Raw genomic sequence first — 17,726 nt, 5'->3', positions numbered from 1 at the left:
GCGGTCGGGGCACGAGGACATGCACGTCGTCGGTGAAGGCAGCGGCATGGTTGACACCGTGCAGGTAGGCGGCCGAAGGACCGCCGACCAGAACTCCGGGGGGTAGCCGGAGAAGGGCGCCGCGGCAGGCCAGGCCGTGGTCCCGGTCCAGCCGTGCGTCGGCGTACACGTCGTGGCGCAACCGCACCCAGGCGGCGCTGCGCAACTGATGCTCGGTGAGCAGGCCGTCCCGGACAGCGTCGGAGCCGCGGAAGACCTGCCACGTCAGGGCGTCGGGTCGGTGTGGACGTGGTGGCATGCTGAGCAGCCTGCCGACCGCCCATCGCCTGCGAAAACCCCTGTGGACAACGCGCCCGGACGCCTAATCGGCCCCTGTGGACAACCGCCGCGTCGGCCGTTGATCGTGGTATGGCTGCCGAGTGGAGATCCACTCGTGCTCATGGAAGTCGGGCTATCGCAGCCACTCGGACACCGCGGTATCCGTGAAGTCGAGTCGATCAACCGACGGTGCCGGCCGAGCGTTGCCAGCGTCGGCGGTGTGGCCCGAGTGTGCTGTTAGCGGAGGGTGGTGGCGATTGTTCTGGCGGCGGCGAGGACCTGGGGGCCGATCGTGTCGACGTCCAGCGGGGCGAGCGCGACCACGCCGACGCTCGCCTCCAGACCGGGTACGCCGAGCACCGGTGCCGCCACCCCGTACGCCCCGGCCTGCAGCTCTCCGCTACTGATCACCGGGTCAGCAACCCCCGCCCGACCGCCCAGGATGGCCCGGCCCGCCGCGCCCCGGTCCAGTGGATGCCGTGCACCCGTCCGGTACGCGACGTGGTACGACGTCCAGCTCGGCTCGACCACCGCCAAGGCGACTCCCTCCCCACCCTCGACCACCGTCAGGTGCGCGGTCGCGCCGGCCTGCTCGGCGAGCCGGCGCAGCGCGGGTAGCGCCCCCTCGGCGAGCAGTGGCTGCGCCCGTCGGGCCAGGTGCAGCACGCCGACACCGAGGCGGAGTCGGCCGTCGCTGTCGCGCCGTAGCATTCCGTGCCCGGTCAGTGGACCCACCAGCCGGTAGACGGCCGCCCGGCCGATGCCGAGCCGAGCCGCAGCCTCGGTGACGGTCAGCCCGCCCGGCGCGTCGGCAACCAGGTGCAGCAGCCGCAATCCCCGGTCCAGCGTCTGCGCCGTCTCCCCAGCTCGACCGGCGACCCCGTCGGCTGGGCCGGAGACCGTGTCGGATCGCCCGGAGACCGTGTCGGGCCGTCCGGTCGCCGTGTCGCCTCGCCTGGCGCCTCTGTCGGCGGGCGTGATCGCGTCGGGCTGCCCGATGGCTGCCTTGGCTGGGCCGGTGGGGTGGGCGGAGGGCTCACCGGGGCGTGCGGTCGCATCCACGCCTGGCAGCGTACGACCCGGCACCGCCGGACCCGGACAGACACGGACGGCTACCCTTGTACGGTGACGCTACGCCTGTATGACACCGCCACCCGATCGGTGCGGGACTTCGTCCCGCGGGAAGCCGGCAAGGTGGGGGTCTACCTGTGTGGTCTCACCCTTCAGGCTCCGCCGCACATCGGCCATCTTCGTTCCGGCGTCAACTATGACGTGCTGCGCCGCTGGCTGCTGTCCGCCGGTTACGAGGTTACGTTCATCCGCAACCTGACCGACATCGACGACAAGATTCTGGTCAAGGCGGGGGAGCAGGGCCGGCCGTTCTGGTCGATCGCGTACGCGAACGAGCGGATCCTCGCCGAGTCGTACCGGGCGTTGAACGTGCTGGCGCCCACCTATGAGCCGCGCGCCACAGGGCACATCCCCGAGATGCACGAGCTGATCACGAAGTTGATCGCGGACGGGCACGCGTATCCGGCGACCGACGGTTCCGGCGACGTCTACTTCGATGTGGCGTCCTGGCCGACGTACGGGGCTCTGTCGGGTCAGTCGCCGGACGCGATGCAGTCGTCCGATGACGCACCCGACCGGGGCAAACGGGACCCACGTGACTTCGCGCTCTGGAAGGGCGCCAAGCCGGATGAGCCGGCGGATGCCTACTGGCCGTCGCCGTGGGGGCTGGGCCGCCCGGGCTGGCACATCGAGTGCTCGGCGATGTGCTGGCGCTATCTCGGCCCGGAGTTCGACATCCACGGCGGCGGCCTGGACCTGACGTTTCCGCACCACGAGAACGAGATCGCCCAGTCCCAGGCGGCGGGGCTTCCGTTCGCCCGCTACTGGGTGCACCACGGGCTGCTCAGCATCGGCGGGGCCAAGATGGGCAAGTCCGCAGGCAACGCACTGGACCTGGCGTACGTGGACTCGCTCGGGGTGCGGCCTGTGGAGCTGCGCTACTACTACGCCGCAGCCCACTACCGCTCGGTGATCGACTACTCGGAGGACTCGCTGCGCGACGCGGCCACCGCGTACCGGCGGATTGAGGGTTTCGTGCAGCGGGCCGCCGAGCGGGTAGGCGCCGGGCAGTTCGGTGAGCTGCCGGCCGGCTTCGTCGCGGCCATGGACGACGACCTCAACACCTCCGCCGCCCTGGCCGTGCTGCAGCAGCACCTCCGGGACGGCAACACCGCGCTGAGCGTCGGCGATGATGTGACCGTCCGCACCACCCTGGCCGCGGTCCGGGCGATGCTGGATATCCTCGGAATCGACCCCCTCGACCCCGCCTGGACCGGTGGCGGCAGCTCGAACGATCTGCGTGCCGTGGTGGACTCCCTGATCGCGCTGGCCCTGGAGCAGCGTGCGCAGGCCCGGGGCCGCAAGGACTGGACCGCCGCCGACGCGGTACGTGACCAGCTCAAGCTGGCCGGCGTGGTGGTCGAGGACACCCCCCAGGGCCCCCGTTGGACTATTGGAGAGCAGGACTGATGGCCGGCAACTCGCAGCGCCGTGGCCGGCGACTGACGTCGAAGGCGGGTGCCCCCAAGGGCACCGGCGGCAAGAACAAGGACTCCCTGGCGGGGCGGGGTCGCACCCTGCCCGCCGACGAGCGGCCGTGGCACAAGGGTTATTCGGGCACCGAGAAGCTGCCCCAGCGCACCGCCTGGAAGCAGGACAAGGAGCGCCGGGCCGCGGCCGAGGAGGGGCGTGCCCCGAAGATCGGTCAGCCGGGCAGCAAGGACACCACCTGGGGCAGGGGCGGCGGTCGGGGCGTACCCGCCGGTCGGTCTGGTGCCGGCGGTCGCGGTGGTGCCGCAGGTCGGGGTGGCGCCGGCGGTCGGTCTGGTCCCCGGGTCGCGCCGGGGCGCAAGTCCAACCCTTCGAAGGACACGCCGGAGCTGCTGGTCGGGCGCAACCCGGTGCTGGAGGCGCTGCGCGCCCTGGTGCCGGCGACGGCGCTCTACACGGCTCAGGGCCTCGACGCGGACGACCGGATCAACGAGATCCTCCGGACCGCCGCCGACCGGGGCATCGCCATCCTGGACATCAGCCGCGCCGAGCTGGACCGGATGACAGGCGGGGTGCTGCACCAGGGCGTCGGGTTGCAGGTGCCGCCGTTCGCGTACCAGCCCTTCGAGGACATGGTTGCCGCGGCCCTGGAGCAGCCGGCGCCGCTTCTGGTCGCGCTGGACGGGGTCACCGACCCGCGCAACCTGGGTGCGGTGATCCGTTCGGCCGCCGCGTTCGGTGCGCAGGGTGTCTTCGTACCCGAGCGGCGTGCTGCCGGGATCACGGCGACCGCCTGGCGGACCAGTGCCGGCGCGGCCGCGCGGGTGCCGGTGGCCCAGGTCACCAACCTCACCCGGTCGCTGAAGGCGTGCCGGGACGCGGGCTTCATGGTGGTCGGCCTGGACGCCGACGGCGACACCGACCTGTACGACCTGGAGGCCGCCGTCGGCCCGCTTGTGGTCGTGGTCGGCTCGGAGGGGCGCGGGCTGTCCCGCCTTGTCGGCGAGACCTGCGACCTGACCGTCAGCATCCCGATGATCTCCGAGGTGGAGTCGCTGAACGCAAGCGTGGCCGCCGCGGTCACCCTCGCCGAGGTGTCGCGCCGCCGCTCGGTCGAGCTGTAACGAACGTCGACGAGGCCCCTCCCGGTTGCCGGGACGGGCCTCGTCGCATGTCCGAACCTGGTGGGTCCACGCATCATCGGTACGACGAAAAGGGGCGGCCCGCCGAAGCGGACCACCCCTTTTTCGGTACGGCGTTACGTCAGATCCGGCCACCGGTGGCGGCGTGGAAGACGTGGCTGCGGCCGGTGCGCGGCTTGACGAACACGGTGTCACCCATGTTCGGCATGCTGCGCCGGTCGGTGCGGACGACGAAGCGCTCCGAGTTGCCACCCAGCGCGGCGTGGCCGTAGACGTTGGCGTCGGAGCCGAGGTCCTCGACCAGTTCGACCACTACCGGCATGCCGCCCTCGGTCGGGCTGACCAGGTCGCAGTCCTCCGGGCGGAAGCCCACCGTCACCTTGCCGTCGCCACCCTCGGCGCGGGCCGCAGCGACCTGCTCGCGGGTCAGCGGGATGTGCAGCTCGGCGAACTCGGCGCCCTGCTCGTTCAGCGGCACGGTCTTGATGTTCATGGCGGGGGAGCCCATGAAGCCGGCGACGAACACGTTGGCCGGGGTGTCGTAGAGCGCCCGGGGGGTGTCCACCTGCTGGAGAACACCGTCGAGCAGCACCGCGACCCGGTGACCCATGGTCATGGCCTCGACCTGGTCGTGCGTGACGTACACGGTGGTGACGCCCAGCTTGGCCTGCAACGACGCGATCTGGGTACGGGTCTGCACGCGCAGCTTGGCGTCGAGGTTCGACAGCGGCTCGTCCATGAGGAAGACCTGCGGCTCGCGGACGATCGCCCGGCCCATCGCGACACGCTGACGCTGACCACCGGAGAGCGCCTTCGGCTTGCGGCTGAGGTACTCCTCCAGCTGGAGCAGCCCGGCCGCCTCCTTGACCCGCCGGTCGATCTCCGACTTGGAGGTCTTGCGCAGCTTCAGGGCGAACGCCATGTTCTCGTACACCGTCATGTGCGGGTAGAGGGCGTAGTTCTGGAAGACCATCGCGATGTCGCGGGCCTTCGGGGGGAGGTGGGTGACGTCGCGCTGGTCGATGTAGATCGAGCCGGCGTCGACATCCTCCAGGCCGGCGAGCATCCGCAGGCTCGTGGACTTGCCACAACCGGAGGGGCCGACGAGGACGAGGAACTCGCCGTCGCCGATCTCGAGGTCAAGCTCGTTGACGGCGGGACGCTCTTGGCCCGGGTATACCCGGGACGCCTTGGAATAGGTGACCGTAGCCATGGTGAAGCGCTTCCTTTCACCGGCAGGAACGTGCCGGACGATCCGAGTGAAGGAGCGACCGGCACGTTCACGTACCGGTCAGCGGACGACGGGCCGCCGCGGGGGTGGCTGATCGTCATCCGTGTCACTGCACCGTAAACGGGTTTCATCCCGCTGCCAAGGTGAGGGGTCGTCAGGAGTGACTCAGCAGCCAGGCATTCCGGTCAGTCGGGCACGGTCGGACATCAATCGACCCGCCGCCCCGGCCCTGCGAAGGCGTACGGAGGTCGGGTTGTTGACGTTTCCCGTGCTCGGGAGGCCTCGGGAGCGGGATATCCGGGCGCTAGTCGCTATGCTGACCTCGACGCGCGCGCCCCTGTAGCTCAGCTGGCCAGAGCACTCGCCTTGTAAGCGAGATGTCGCCGGTTCGATCCCGGCCGGGGGCTCCAATTTCATCAGGCACTTTCGGGCTGGCCGCCGCTACGTCGAGCTGGTCTGCCACAGCCGCTCAACGCAGTGCACTCGAGGCGCTGGCTGGAGCAGCTCACGGACCCGCTGCCGGTATGCCGGGTAGCAGGGCTCCTCGGTGAGGCGGTCCAGTACGTGCTGCCTTCGGCAGCAACACTTACAGCAACCGGCCGACCAGGCGCCGCATCATCGAATGTTGCTGTGCAGGCTCCGGTAGGTGCCGGGCTCGACCTTCTCGGGCGGGGACAGAGGCGCGTGCCCGGTGAGGACGGCATCTTCCTCAGGTTGGGCATCATCCCCGCTGAGGACGGCACTGGAAAGCTGGCGGGGTACCGCTACGGCCTCTTGCGTGGCGGCCTCGTGCGTCGCGGTCTCCGGCGCAACGGCCCCCTGCCCGACGGCTCCCGCAACGACTCCCTGGGCGGCGGCCTCCTGCGCGACGGCCTCCTGCGGCGCGGGCGGGTCCGCAGCCGGGACGCGGCGCGGGTAGAGGCCGCGGAGGAATCTCTCCACCGGGTGTTCGATCCACCTGTAACACGCCCACGCTAGGGCGATGCCCATCACCGCCCAGACCAGGAGGACCTTGAGGTTCGCCCAGTTCGCGGGGCTGGTCTTCACCGTGCCCATCAGCCAGTAGATGAGTGACAGGTGGACCAGGTAGAAGGCGTAGGACCAGGCGCCGAGGGAGACCAGTGGCTTGCTCCGGAAGATCGAGGGCCGCCCGGAGACGTCGCGGAGCGCTGCAGCGAGTACCACCAGCACGCATGCGGGGATCAGGCCCTGCTGTGACCAGTGCGGGCCCCACCAGCCCTGCTGTGCGCCCCACCACAGGAACAGCACCGAGGCCGGCACCGAGGACAGGGCGAGCCACAGGTTGATCCTCGGCCGCCAGCCGCGGAGGAGCGCGGCAGCGGTGATCATTCCCAGCAGGAACTCGATGAATCGGATCGGTGGGAAGCGCAGGAACCAGGAGAGTTGGATCCAGTACTGCTTCGGGTCGATAAAGTCCTGCACGAAGAACCAGTAGGCCCATTCGATGGCCATGCCGGCTGCGGCGAGGATCGCGAGCGCCGGCAGTCGCAGCCGCAGCAGGGGCCGGATGACGAATGGGAAGAGCAGGTAGAAGAAGGCCTCGCAGGCGACCGACCAGGCCACCGGGTTGGCGACAAGATGGCCCGCCGGCGGGAACCACGCCTCAGTCAGCGACAGGCTCAGCAGGGTGCGCTTCCACGAGTCGTGCCAGACCTGGTCGAAGGCCACCCAGGCGATGATGGTGCTGACCGCGAGCGCCGGCCAGACCCGGGCGAACCGCCGCCAGTAGAACGTCCCGGTGCTCACCGATGGGGAGAACGACCAGGTCAGAACGAAGCCCGAGAGCACATAGAAGAACGTGACCCCGGCATCACCAAACCGGAAGAAGTCGCCGGGCTTGATGTCGTAGACCGAGGGCAACTTCATGACCTGGTTCGCGTGGAACAGGAATACCGCGAACGCGGCGAACCAGCGCAGCCCGGTCAGGGATTCAACCCGGGGCATGCGTTCTTTGGTAGCACTCATCGTGATGTGGCACCTTTTGGGGGCATCCGCCTGACCGGGGGTCGGCTGGCGCTCCAGGCATGATGCCAGGTGCCCCGCCGCTTTGTTAGCCGGGCTGGAGCCTCTGCGGGTGACCCCTGTCGCGCGCCGATCGGCAGTCAGTCGGGTCGCAACAGTGGTCCTTGGCGCTGCCCGTCGACCGGGGCCGTATCGACGACGGCGAGGCCGACGGCAGCAGTGCCCGGAGGATTCCTGGTGAGATGGCGGCGAGCGCGAGGATCGGGTCGGGCGGCGGTAGCCTGGGCCTGGCAAGCGGCCGGATCGGGGCGGAGGTCGATGAGTCGCGCGGCGGAGGAGTCCAACCGGGCGATGCTGCGTGCCCGGGACGCGATGGACCGGGCGTACGCCCAGCCGTTGGACATCCCGGCGCTGGCCCGGATCGCGCACGTCTCCGAGGCGCATTTCATCCGGACGTTCCGGGCGACGTTCGGCGAGACGCCGCACCGCTATTTGCAGCGGCGCCGGATGGAGCGGGCGATGGCGTTGCTGATGGAGACCGACCGGGACGTGACAGACATCTGTTACGCGGTCGGCTTCGGCAGCCTGGGCACGTTCAGCAGGACGTTCCGGCAGGTGGTTGGGGAGTCGCCCTCGGATTTCCGGCGTCGGCACGTCGCGCCGCCGAACGTGCCGTCGTGCTTCACCAAGGCGTGGACCAGACCTGTCAGTTTTGGATAAGCAGCAGGTCAGGGGCGACCTCTAGCGTCATGGGCATGACGATGAACGCGATCAGCCGCTCCCAGATCTACGTCCTGGACCAGAACGAGGCGCTTGACTTTTACGTCAACAAGCTCGGCATGGAGGTCAACACCGATCAGGATCTCGGGTTCATGCGGTGGTTGACAGTAAACCTGCCCGGCGATTCGGAGCGCGAGATCCTGCTGGAGAAGCCGGGACCGCCGGCGCTGGACCCGGCGACCGCCGAGCAGGTCCGGGAGTTGCTCACCAAGGGTGCTCTGGGTGGGTACCTCTTCATGACCACCGACGACGCCCACAAGACGTACGAGGATCTCGTGGCGAAGGGTGTCGAGATCACCGACGAGCCGACCGAGCGCCCGTACGGGATCGACTTCGGCATCCGTGACCCGTTCGGCAACCGGATCCGCATCGGCCAGATGTTCCCGCGGTCGTAGGGCGGACCGACACCGGAGGGCGCGGGGCAACCCGCGCCAACTCCATCAGGCTTTTTCCGACCGACGTCGTCGCGCGGCGACGTAGCGGCGCATCTTTTCGGCAGTGCCGCAGTCGTCCATGCTGCACCAGCGGCGACTGCGGTTCTTGCTCTCGTCGTTGAAGAGGAATCGACAGCCACCGCATCCCTTGATCCGGTCCAGTGCCCCCGCGGTGAGCAGTTGGACCGCCGCGTGCACCACTGGCCGGAGGGGCCGGGCAAGCGTGTGGTCATCTCGCCAGACCCATGCGAACGTGCTCCCGCCTTGAAGCTGTGCGTGGCCGAGAGCGTCCGCTTCGTCGTCCCGCAGCCGGGCCAGCGCATCCGTGCTCGGAGCGCCTCCGGCGGCCAGCGGCCGGAAGATTTCGTCGAGGTAGTCGCGGGTGCCCAGCGCTCGCGCGAAGGCAGCGTGAGCGCCATCTGGGTCGTTGCGCGACAGCCGGTGTAGTGCTGTCGCCTCGGCCTCGGTGAGGGTGCCCGCGTGTACGCCCCAGGCGACAAGCTCCTGATAGCCCGTGAGCACGTCGTCGTCCGACGGCCCGCCGGGTGGGCCGGTGCGGGTGTTGATGAAGCCCAGGGCGACGTTGCCGCCCACCAGGTGCATCCGCGTCACGCCCTCGACTGTTTCCATCAAAACCGACTTTACCAGTTGACCCCGATTGAGAGCCTGGCTAGCTTGTTTCTGGTGTAAGCAACTTAGCCGGTAACAGTTGGAGGGTGGATGAGCCGCTGGCGAGCAGTGGGAGCGCTGATCGGCTTGTCCGGCGGCACGTTCCTCTACACCACAGCCGAGGCGCTGCCGATCGGCCTGCTGCTCCCGATGGCCGCGGACCTCGCCGTCGCACCGTCGCAGGTGGGCATGCTCGTCACCGCGTACGGCGCGGTGGTCGTTGTCGCCTCGATTCCGTTGACGGCCCTGGCCAGGAGAATTCCTCGCCGGCGACTACTGTCGGCGCTCCTGGCCGGCTTCGTCGTCAGCACCGCGACCACTGTGTTCGCGAGTATGTTCGCGCTGCTGTTGGCGGCCAGGATGGCAACCGCTGCTACGCACGCGTTGTTCTGGGCCGTTGTGGTGCCGGCCGCGGCCGAGCTGTTCCGACCCGAGCTACGCGGTCGGGTGGTGTCGATCGTGTTCGCCGGCGGTAGCGTCGCCCTGGTCATGGGGGTGCCAGCGGGCACCTGGCTGGGCGAACGCGCGGGCTGGCGGGTGTCGTTCCTGGCGGTGGCCGGACTCGGCGCGATCGTGCTCGTCGCGGTGGCGTCGCTCCTGCCCTCCACGCCGCCCGATCAGGGGCACGCCGTCCGGGGCGAGACACCCGATGTCCACCGCTTCTGGCTGCTCGTCGCTGTGGCCATCCTGACGACCGCCGGCGCCATCGCTGCCTACACCTATGTCGCCCTCTTCGTCACCGAGGTCAGCGGGTTCCCCGCCTCGGCGGTCGGGGCCATCCTGCTGGCGCGCGGTGTGGCAAGCGTGCTCGGGATCCTCGTTGTCGCAGCGGTGGTGGACCGCAACCCGTGGCTCGCCCTGGTCGCGACCGTCGCGCTTCAGTCGGTGGCACTGCTCGGGCTGTACGCGATCGGCCACCGTCCGGCGGCCGCCGTGGGCCTGCTCGCTCTGGCCGGCCTGGCGTTCGCGGCGTTCACCGCTGTGCTCGGTGGCGTCGTCCTGCAGGTGGCACCCGGGCGCTCCGACCTCGCGGCCGCCACCGTCTCCGCCGCTGTGAACGTCGGCATCACCGGCGGTGCCCTGGTCGCCGGCTTCGCCCTGCCGAGCCATGGCGTACACAGCACGGTGCTGCTCGGCGCCCTGCTCGGCGGCGTCGCTCTGATGATCATCGCCGCTGGCCTCACCGGGCAGGCTCGCCGCCGGCGCAAGCGCGCAGCAGCGCCGACCGCCGCAACCCCAGATCCGCTCGGCAATCGGATCCGCGTTGGGCAGACGTCCCCCCGGTCGTAGGGCGGCCAACAGCGAAGGGCGCGGGGCGATCCCGCGCCCTCCGATGTGTTGAGGTGTGGGGCATGCGGACGCGACTGCTGTACCTCGCCCGGCACGCCGAGCAGGACCTGACCGGTCCCGGCGAGCCCGACACCGGCCTGTCGGAGCGGGGCCGGCGACAGGCCACACTGCTCGGCGAGCGGCTGCGGGGCCGCTCATTCGCCGCCGTCCACCACGGGCCGCTGCGCCGGGCCGCGCAGACCGCCGAGCTGGTCGCCGCGTCGCTGCCCGGAGTTCCGGTGTACGCGTCGAAGCTGGCCGGTGACCACCTCCCACACGACACGGACCCGGCCGGCCTGCCGTCGGCGTACGCCGAGTTTCTGGGCCGGTTCTCGCCGGCCGAGCGGGCCGACGGGCCGCGGGTGACGGCGGAGGCGGTGCGCCGCTTCGCCGGCCCGGTCAGTGTGGAGGCCGCCGGTGAGGAACCGGTTCGTGAGCTGGTGGTGACGCACGCCTTTCTGATCGGTTGGCTGATCCGGCATGCCCTGGAGGCGCCGGAGCGGCGGTGGCTGGGTTTGAACTCGCACAACGCGGGGCTGACCGTGATCCGGTACGGCGTCGGTGGCCCGCCGAGCCTGATCGCGGTCAACGACGTGGCGCACCTGCCTCTGGAGCTGCGGGGCACCGGCCTGCCGGCGGACTACCTGGTCTGAGTGTCCGTGGCGCGCAGCAGCAGTTCGACGAGCGCGCGGGTTGCCGGCGGTGGTGCGGGGTCGGCGGGGCAGTCGACGTACCCGGTCTCGATGGTGCCGACGGTCAGTCGGTAGCTGAACGCGTCCGAGCAGCTTGTCGTGGTGTTTTCCGGGCGGCCCTCGGTGGTCAGCCGGGGGTCGGCGGCGAGCCCACGGAGCCGGCCGAGGTCGGCGGGGGCGAGTTGGCCGGTACGCCGGCTGCCGGCCCGGTCGACCGCCGTCCATCTGCCGTCCGGCTCGACGGTCACCTGGTCGCCGCGACCGGCGAAGCCGCCGGAGCGGAACAGCAGCACGCGGGCGGTCGAGCTGTCGGTGGCGGTCGACGCGGGGGCTGGGGTGGCGGGGGCGGCGGACGGCGGGGCGGCCGTGGCCGAGCCGGCGTCGGTGGTGGCCGACGGCTGGTCCCGAGGGGTGCCGACCTGGTCGGTGCTGGTGCAGCCGACCAGGAAAGCGGCCAGGAGTGCGATCGTGGCACCGGCTGTCGAGGCGGGTCTCATGTCCGTCGGACGCGCGATGCGTGCCGCTGGTTCCCATGTCAAGGCACTCATCCGTTCGGCCATTGTCGATGTCTGTGAGAGGTCGAACCCTTCTCTTTTCGTCGACACATCGCTATATCTACATGCGTGACTACCCCCGTCACACTCTTCTCCTTCCAGGAGGGCACGTGAAAAGATCCGTCGCCGCCGTCAGCGCAGCGCTGCTCACCAGCGGCCTGCTGACCTGTGTCGCCACCGCGGCACAAGCGGCCCCACCGACCGCCCCCGCGCCGGACGCCTCCGTCGCGGCCCAGGCGGCGACCGTTCTGCGAACGAACCCCGGCGCCGTCCAGGGTTCCGGCGCCGAGTCCTACCAGGTGCGCAGCACCAAGGTGGACGCCAACGGCGCGGCGCACACCCGCTACACCCGGACCTACCAAGGGCTTCGGGTGTACGGCGGTGACTTCGTCATCCACGCCGCTCCGAACGGCACCTACGCCGGCAGTTCGGTCGGACTCGTCGCACCGCTGACCATCGCCACCACGGCCAAGGTCACCGCCGCCGCGGCGAAGAAGGCAGCCCGCGCCGAATTCACCGGCAAGGCGGAATCCGTCGGCACCCCGGAACTGTTCGTCGACGCCAGCTCCGGCACGGGCCGACTCGCCTGGGAGACCGTGGTCAGCGGCTGGCAGCCCGACGGGCAGACCCCGTCCCGGCTGCACGTCATCACCGACGCCGTCACCGGCGCGGCAGTGGGGTCGTACGACGAGATCGAGTCGGTGGTCGGCAGCGGCCAGGGCATCTACAGCGGCTCGGTAAGCATCGACACGACGCTCTCCGGCAGCACGTACCAGATGATCGACCCGTCGCACGGCAACGGCCGCACCTGCGACATGAACAACGGCACGTCGACCTGCACTACCCTCACCGACGCCGACAACGCGTGGGGCACCGGCGCCAACTCCAACCGGCAGTCCGCCGCCGTGGACGCGCACTTCGGTGCGGCGAAGACGTTCGACTACTTCAAGAACGTGCACGCCCGCAACGGCATCTTCGGCAACGGCAACGGTGTGCCGAGCCGGGTGCACTACGGCAACAACTACGTGAACGCCTTCTGGGACGGCTCCCAGATGACCTACGGCGACGGCTCCAGCAACTCCCGCCCCCTCGTCTCGCTGGACGTGGCCGGGCACGAGATGAGCCACGGTGTCACCGAGGCGCTGGCCGGCCTGGTCTACTCCGGCGAGTCCGGCGGCCTCAACGAGGCCACAAGCGACATCTTCGGCAACATGGTGGAGTTCTACGCCGCCGCGCCGAGCGACCCGGGCGACTACCAGGTCGGTGAGAAGATCAACATCAATGGCAACGGTACGCCGCTGCGCTACATGTACAACCCGTCGCTGGACGGCTCGTCCGACAGCTGCTGGTCCACCAGCACCAAGAACAAGGACGTGCACTACTCCTCCGGCGTGGCTAACCACTTCTTCTTCAACCTCGCCGAGGGCACGGGCGCCACGTCGTACGGCACCTCGCCGGTCTGCGGCTCCGCTCCCGCGGTGACGGGCATCGGCCGGACCAAGGCCGAGAAGATCTGGTACCGGGCGCTCGACGTCTACTTCACCTCCAACACGTCGTACGTCAACACCAGCAACCCGGCGAACACCGCCCGCGCCTACAGCCTGCGGGCGGCCACCGACCTGTACGGCAGCTGCTCCACCGAGTACAAGGCCGTGCAGGCCGCCTGGACCGCGGTGAACGTGGCCGGCAGCGACTCCACCTGCTCGACCGGAAACGACTTCTCGGTGTCGCTCTCGCCGACCGCCGGCTCGGTCAACCCGGGCAGCGCGGTCTCCACCACAGTGGCCACCGCCACCACGAGCGGTACGGCGCAGACCGTGACGTTCTCCGCGTCCGGCCTTCCCAGCGGGGCGAGCGCCGCGTTCAGCCCCACCTCGGTGACCTCGGGCGGCTCGTCCACCCTCACCATCAGCACCTCGGCGAGCACCCCGCCCGGCACCTACTCGATCACCGTCAACGGTGCCGGCGCGGTCACCCGCAGCGCCACATACTCGCTTACGGTGAACGGCACCGGCGGCGGCTGCACCGCGCCGGGTCAGAAGCTGGCCAACCCGGGCTTCGAGTCCGGCGCGACCGGCTGGACGGCCAGCTCCGGCGTCATCACCAACTCGAGCAGCCGGCCGGCCCGCACCGGGTCGTACAAGGCATGGCTGAACGGGTACGGCAGCACCCGCACCGAGACGCTCGCCCAGTCGGTGAGCGTGCCGGCCGGCTGTTCGTCGTACGCCCTCAGCTTCTGGCTGTACGTCAGCTCCGCCGAGACCACCACGAGCGTCGCGTACGACAAGCTCACCGTGCAGGTGCTCAACTCGAGCGGAACCGTGCTGGCCACGCTGGCGACCTACTCGAACCTGAACAAGGGCACCAGCTACAGCCAGAAGTCCTTCTCTCTGGCCGCGTACGCCGGCCAGACCGTCAGCCTGAAGTTCACCGGCACCGAGGACTCCTCGCTGCAGACGTCCTTCGTGATCGACGACACCGCGCTCACCGTCTCCTGACCTGAGCTGACCTGAGCTGACCTGAGCTGATCGACGTCGGGCCCGGCGGCCACCCCCTCACGGGTGGTCGCCGGGTCCGCGCCGTTATGGTCGCCGCACCGCCCGTGTTGGCGGGTCGGATCGGCGGCGTCGGACGCTGGCGCGGAGAGGGGCGGACGTGTCGGACGCGGAGTTGACCGTCGAGGTGACCGGGCCGGTGGCGACCGTGGTGATCCACAACCCGGCCCGCCGTAACGCGATGACGGCGGCCATGTGGCGGCAGTTGCCCGAGCTGCTCGACCGGCTGGAGCCCGACCCCGACGTACGCGCGCTGGTGCTCACCGGCGCGGGCGACGCCTTCTGCGCCGGTGCCGACCTCGGTGACCTGGCCGAGTTGCTGGACGCCGGCGACGCCAGCATCGCGGTGGCCGCCGAGGAACGGCTGGCCAGCTTCGCCAAGCCGACAGTTGCGGCCATCCGGGGCGCCTGCGTCGGCGGTGGCGCCCAGCTCGCGGTTGCCTGCGACCTTCGGTTGGCGGCGGATGACGCCCGCTTCGGCGTACCGCCGGCCCGGCTCGGCCTGGTCTATCCGGCGCCGACGACGCGCCGGCTGGCCCGGTTGGTCGGCCCGTCCGCCGCCAAGCACCTGTTGTTCACCGCCGAGCTGATCGACGCCGAGCGCGCCCTGCGGATCGGCCTGGTCGACGAGGTGCTGCCCGCCGACCGGCTCGCGGGGCGGGTGGACGAGCTCACCGCCACGATCGCCAAGCGCTCGCCGCTGAGCGTCGCCGCCGCCAAGGAAATCGTCGACGACCGGGCCGGGCCGGCGCGAATCGCCTGGTGGCACCGGAAGGTGGCCGCCAGCGGCGAGGCCCGGGAAGGGGTGGCGGCGATGGCCGAGCGCCGCACGCCCCGCTTCGCCTGGCAGCCACCGACCGACACCTGAGCGTTCCGGCTGCGGCCGCCGGGCCGCCCGAGCCGCGGGCCGTCCGAGCTGCGGGCCGCGCGAGCCGTCGCGTCGCCGGGCCCGCCCTACCTACCGCCGTCCCCTTTGCTCTGCTTCAACCGACGCAACACTCACGGCGCCGAAGTGTTGCGTCAGTTGAAGCAGAGCAAAGGGCTCGGTGTGCACCTGCCGGGCCGTTGGAGCCGTTCCGCGCGCTCTGCCAGACCTGACCACCCGATGGCCGCCGTCGATTCCACGCATTGCGAAACCTCGATCCCGGGTGGTGTCGGCTCGGGGCCGTACGGCAGGCTGTCCGTCGTGCAGCGTGATCGGTTGCTTGCGGGCCGCTACCGGCTCCTGGAGCGTCTCGGCAGTGGCGGAATGTCCGCGGTGCACCGGGCGTACGACGAGGTGCTCGAACGGGACGTGGCGGTGAAGGTGCTTGTCGTCTCGGGCACCCACGGCAGGCGGCGGGGCCCGAGGTGCTCGCGGTGACAGCCGCCCCGGGCTACCGGGCGCAGCCGTTCGATCCCGGCCCGACGAAGCGGGTCCAGGTCGAGCTGACCTCGGCCGAGCATCGCAGCGAGATCCGTGTGCACTGCGCCAACGGCCGCCCCAAGTCGAAGGTCAAGGAACGCGCCGCCTGACGGGGGCCGGCGGGTGCCGCGCCGGGGACGTACCCCGGACGCGGCCCCCCGTTCCCGCCGGCCCGGTCCGTCACCGCCCGGCCAGCGCAGCCCAGCCCGGGTTGACCGGCTCCCGACGCAGCGGCATGTCCGCCTCCGCCGGCGTCCGGTCGCCCTTGCGCTGGTTGCAGCCGTAGCAGGCGGCGGTGGTGTTCCGCCAGGTGTTCCGGCCGCCGCGCGAGCGGGGCAGGATGTGGTCGATGGTCGCCGCCGGGCCGTCGCAGTACGCGCAGCGCCTGTCGTCGCGGCGCAGCACGCCCGCCCGGGACCAGGCTGGCCCGGCGCTGAACCGCCACCGGGTGACCACGTAGCGGACGAGCCGCACCACCCGGGGCATCGGGAAGACACCGATCACCTGGTCGGGCTCCGACTCGTGGATCTCGGCGACCCGGCGGCAGAGCATCCGGATGGCGTGTTGAACGGTGACCCGGTGCAGCGGGCCGAGGTCGGCGTTGATGACGAGGACGGCGTCCACCGGGAACTCCTTCCAGGGGCGGACTGCTCCGGACGGCGAAGAGCCGCCCGGTCCGGCTGTCGGACGGGGCGGCTCAGCGCGTTCGGGTACGCGTCAGTCGGGCCGGCCCGCCCGGGGACCTTCCGCTCGGCAACCGCCGCCGGGCAGCACCGACGACGGCACGGTGGTGACGTGCGACATCGTCATGATCTGCTCCCGTGGCGGTGGTTGACCTTGCGCGATCACGGTAGGTCGGCGGGGGATAGAGGGGCAACGTATTTCGATCGGCCCTCCGGCGACTCGGGGCGCCGCTGACGACGGGTCCGAGGGGTGGCTGCCGTCGAACGTCGGGCGATTGTCAGCGGCCGGTCCAGCCGGAGGGCCATCCGCGCGGTGAGTTCGCTGTCCAGCAGCGGTCGGTTGACCTCGGCGGCGACCGCCAGGGCCGGGCCGGAGACGGAACGCCAGATGGCGGCCAGGCCGGCACCGAGACCGAGCAGGGCGACGGCGGCCCGGGTGGTGGGCGAACCAGCCGCCGCAGCGGCACTCACCCCGACCACCGCGAAGAGCACGACGAGCAGTGGCACCAGCACCGGCCAGAAGATGCCCCGGGCGGCCTGGGCCACCAGCCGCCGGTCGCGGATGATCAGGTTGCGGGCGACCACCGCGTAGTCGTCCTCGTCGAGCAGGTCGCGCGGGTGCAGGCCACCGGTGAGTACGCCGCGCCACAGGTCACCCTGGTTGCGCAGCTCGCGGCTCAGTTCGGTGGCGTCGGGCTCGGTCGGGTCGCCCCGGCCGGCCCGGTCCACCGCGACCGCCCACGCGGCAAGCGAGCGGCGCACCACCGCGGCCGAGTACGGCGGCAACACGCTGGCCAGCTCGTCAAGCCACCGGCTGAGCTGGATCTGCCGGCCGTTGAAGCGCCGCAACAGTTGGGTGACGTCGCCGGGCCGGACCGTGTCGGCAAGGGATCGGCCGAGCCGGTAGGCAAGCCCGACCCGGAGGTTGGTGGCCATCGCCCAGCGCAGCACCTCCACGTTGAGGTCGTCCAGGGCGAGCAGCAGCGGTTCGAGGTCGGGAGGATCGGGCTGGGCCAGATCGGGCAGCCGGTCCAGGTCGGGCAGTCGGGAGCGGGCGGCGGACGTGTCGGGCAGCGGCCCGGCGTGCCGGGTGAGCGCGGCGATCTGGGCGAGCGCGACGTCGACCCCGTCGAGGTACATCCGCATCCGGCGGGGTGTCGACATCTCGGTCAGGTTGGAGAGTTTCGCCGGTGGGCGGGCGGCGACGGCGGGAGAGGGCTCGGCGTGCTGACCGTTGTGGTACGCGTCGGCCATCCACCAGCCCAGACGCAGCGCGGTGACGACGCAGGCGCGTTCGTCGCGGAGCAGGGGGTACGCGTCGTCCCGGCCGATGTCCTCGGCCAGCGGAAGGCCGCCGGCGCGGTGCAGTGGTGACATCTCCCGCTGCCC

17 protein-coding genes and 1 tRNA gene are annotated in these 17,726 nt (G+C 70.7%); 11 read left to right on the top strand and 7 right to left on the bottom strand.

The features are described 5' to 3' along the window. Positions 1-555: 555 nt before the first annotated feature. Positions 556-1,164 (bottom strand): IclR family transcriptional regulator, encoded by a 609-nt coding sequence (locus tag ACFY2Q_RS12170; protein WP_387129776.1) that lies wholly within the window; start codon positions 1,162-1,164, stop codon positions 556-558. A 279-nt stretch (positions 1,165-1,443) separates the two neighbouring features. Between ACFY2Q_RS12170 and cysS the strand changes: the two genes are divergently transcribed. Both cysS and rlmB read left to right on the top strand, forming a co-directional pair. After that, positions 1,444-2,859 (top strand): cysteine--tRNA ligase, encoded by a 1,416-nt coding sequence (gene cysS, locus ACFY2Q_RS12165; protein WP_387129544.1) that lies wholly within the window; start codon positions 1,444-1,446, stop codon positions 2,857-2,859. Continuing rightward, positions 2,859-4,004, top strand: coding sequence for a 23S rRNA (guanosine(2251)-2'-O)-methyltransferase RlmB (rlmB, locus tag ACFY2Q_RS12160; protein WP_387129543.1), 1,146 nt, complete (start codon positions 2,859-2,861; stop codon positions 4,002-4,004). Before cysS ends, rlmB begins: the two co-directional genes overlap by 1 nt. A gap of 139 nt (positions 4,005-4,143) precedes the next feature. On the opposite strand, the gene ACFY2Q_RS12155 is transcribed toward rlmB, so the two are convergent. Further along, the gene (locus tag ACFY2Q_RS12155; protein WP_387129541.1) at positions 4,144-5,235 is read right to left on the bottom strand and encodes an ABC transporter ATP-binding protein; all 1,092 of its coding nucleotides are present in this window, start codon (positions 5,233-5,235) and stop codon (positions 4,144-4,146) included. A gap of 351 nt (positions 5,236-5,586) precedes the next feature. On the opposite strand from ACFY2Q_RS12155, the gene ACFY2Q_RS12150 reads away from it, so the two are divergent. Then, positions 5,587-5,663, top strand: a tRNA-Thr gene (locus ACFY2Q_RS12150). A gap of 205 nt (positions 5,664-5,868) precedes the next feature. Here ACFY2Q_RS12150 and ACFY2Q_RS12145 read toward each other — a convergent pair. Next, positions 5,869-7,239: an acyltransferase family protein gene (locus ACFY2Q_RS12145; protein ID WP_387129540.1), complete on the bottom strand. Its 1,371-nt coding sequence runs from the start codon at positions 7,237-7,239 to the stop codon at positions 5,869-5,871. Positions 7,240-7,554: 315 nt separating this feature from the next. Here ACFY2Q_RS12145 and ACFY2Q_RS12140 point away from each other — a divergent pair, with 315 nt between their 5' ends. Beyond that, positions 7,555-7,956, top strand: a complete 402-nt coding sequence (locus tag ACFY2Q_RS12140) for a helix-turn-helix domain-containing protein (protein ID WP_387129538.1) — start codon at positions 7,555-7,557, stop codon at positions 7,954-7,956. Between the two features lie 35 nt (positions 7,957-7,991). After that, a complete protein-coding gene (locus tag ACFY2Q_RS12135; protein ID WP_387129536.1) occupies positions 7,992-8,411 on the top strand; it encodes a VOC family protein in 420 nt (139 codons plus the stop codon). Between the two features lie 45 nt (positions 8,412-8,456). Here ACFY2Q_RS12135 and ACFY2Q_RS12130 read toward each other — a convergent pair whose 3' ends face one another. Then, positions 8,457-9,080, bottom strand: coding sequence for a CGNR zinc finger domain-containing protein (locus ACFY2Q_RS12130; protein ID WP_387129534.1), 624 nt, complete (start codon positions 9,078-9,080; stop codon positions 8,457-8,459). A gap of 90 nt (positions 9,081-9,170) precedes the next feature. On the opposite strand from ACFY2Q_RS12130, the gene ACFY2Q_RS12125 reads away from it, so the two are divergent. Beyond that, positions 9,171-10,409, top strand: a complete 1,239-nt coding sequence (locus tag ACFY2Q_RS12125; RefSeq protein WP_387129532.1) for an MFS transporter — start codon at positions 9,171-9,173, stop codon at positions 10,407-10,409. Between the two features lie 62 nt (positions 10,410-10,471). Beyond that, positions 10,472-11,101, top strand: a complete 630-nt coding sequence (locus tag ACFY2Q_RS12120; protein WP_387129531.1) for a histidine phosphatase family protein — start codon at positions 10,472-10,474, stop codon at positions 11,099-11,101. On the opposite strand, the gene ACFY2Q_RS12115 is transcribed toward ACFY2Q_RS12120, so the two are convergent. Continuing rightward, positions 11,089-11,637, bottom strand: coding sequence for a hypothetical protein (locus tag ACFY2Q_RS12115; RefSeq protein ID WP_387129529.1), 549 nt, complete (start codon positions 11,635-11,637; stop codon positions 11,089-11,091). The two genes, ACFY2Q_RS12120 and ACFY2Q_RS12115, sit on opposite strands and share 13 nt — an antisense overlap. 167 nt (positions 11,638-11,804) lie before the next feature. On the opposite strand from ACFY2Q_RS12115, the gene ACFY2Q_RS12110 reads away from it, so the two are divergent. The 4 genes from ACFY2Q_RS12110 to ACFY2Q_RS12095 all read left to right on the top strand — a co-directional run bounded on the left by ACFY2Q_RS12110 (position 11,805) and on the right by ACFY2Q_RS12095 (position 15,764). Then, positions 11,805-14,192: a M4 family metallopeptidase gene (locus tag ACFY2Q_RS12110; protein WP_387129527.1), complete on the top strand. Its 2,388-nt coding sequence runs from the start codon at positions 11,805-11,807 to the stop codon at positions 14,190-14,192. Positions 14,193-14,349: 157 nt separating this feature from the next. Further along, positions 14,350-15,117 (top strand): enoyl-CoA hydratase/isomerase family protein, encoded by a 768-nt coding sequence (locus ACFY2Q_RS12105; protein WP_387129526.1) that lies wholly within the window; start codon positions 14,350-14,352, stop codon positions 15,115-15,117. A gap of 318 nt (positions 15,118-15,435) precedes the next feature. Continuing rightward, complete coding sequence (locus tag ACFY2Q_RS12100) at positions 15,436-15,612, top strand: hypothetical protein (RefSeq protein WP_387129524.1); 177 nt, start codon at positions 15,436-15,438, stop codon at positions 15,610-15,612. Continuing rightward, the gene (locus ACFY2Q_RS12095; RefSeq protein WP_387129522.1) at positions 15,609-15,764 is read left to right on the top strand and encodes a hypothetical protein; all 156 of its coding nucleotides are present in this window, start codon (positions 15,609-15,611) and stop codon (positions 15,762-15,764) included. The genes ACFY2Q_RS12100 and ACFY2Q_RS12095 overlap by 4 nt, the downstream gene beginning before the upstream one ends. A gap of 70 nt (positions 15,765-15,834) precedes the next feature. Here the strand turns inward: ACFY2Q_RS12095 and ACFY2Q_RS12090 are convergent, their stop codons facing one another. Further along, positions 15,835-16,278 carry an HNH endonuclease gene (locus tag ACFY2Q_RS12090; protein ID WP_387129521.1) on the bottom strand — a complete coding sequence of 148 codons (444 nt, stop codon included), beginning with the start codon at positions 16,276-16,278 and terminating at the stop codon, positions 15,835-15,837. Positions 16,279-16,499: 221 nt separating this feature from the next. Next, positions 16,500-17,714 (bottom strand): hypothetical protein, encoded by a 1,215-nt coding sequence (locus ACFY2Q_RS12085; protein ID WP_387129519.1) that lies wholly within the window; start codon positions 17,712-17,714, stop codon positions 16,500-16,502. Between the last annotated feature and the right edge of the window lie 12 nt (positions 17,715-17,726).

The sequence above is a fragment of the Micromonospora sp. NPDC000316 genome, assembly GCF_042898885.1.
In the GTDB taxonomy this organism is placed as follows: Bacteria; Actinomycetota; Actinomycetes; order Mycobacteriales; family Micromonosporaceae; genus Micromonospora.
The sequence above is the reverse complement of the archived record's forward strand: the minus strand, read 5'-3'. Positions and strand labels throughout refer to the sequence as shown.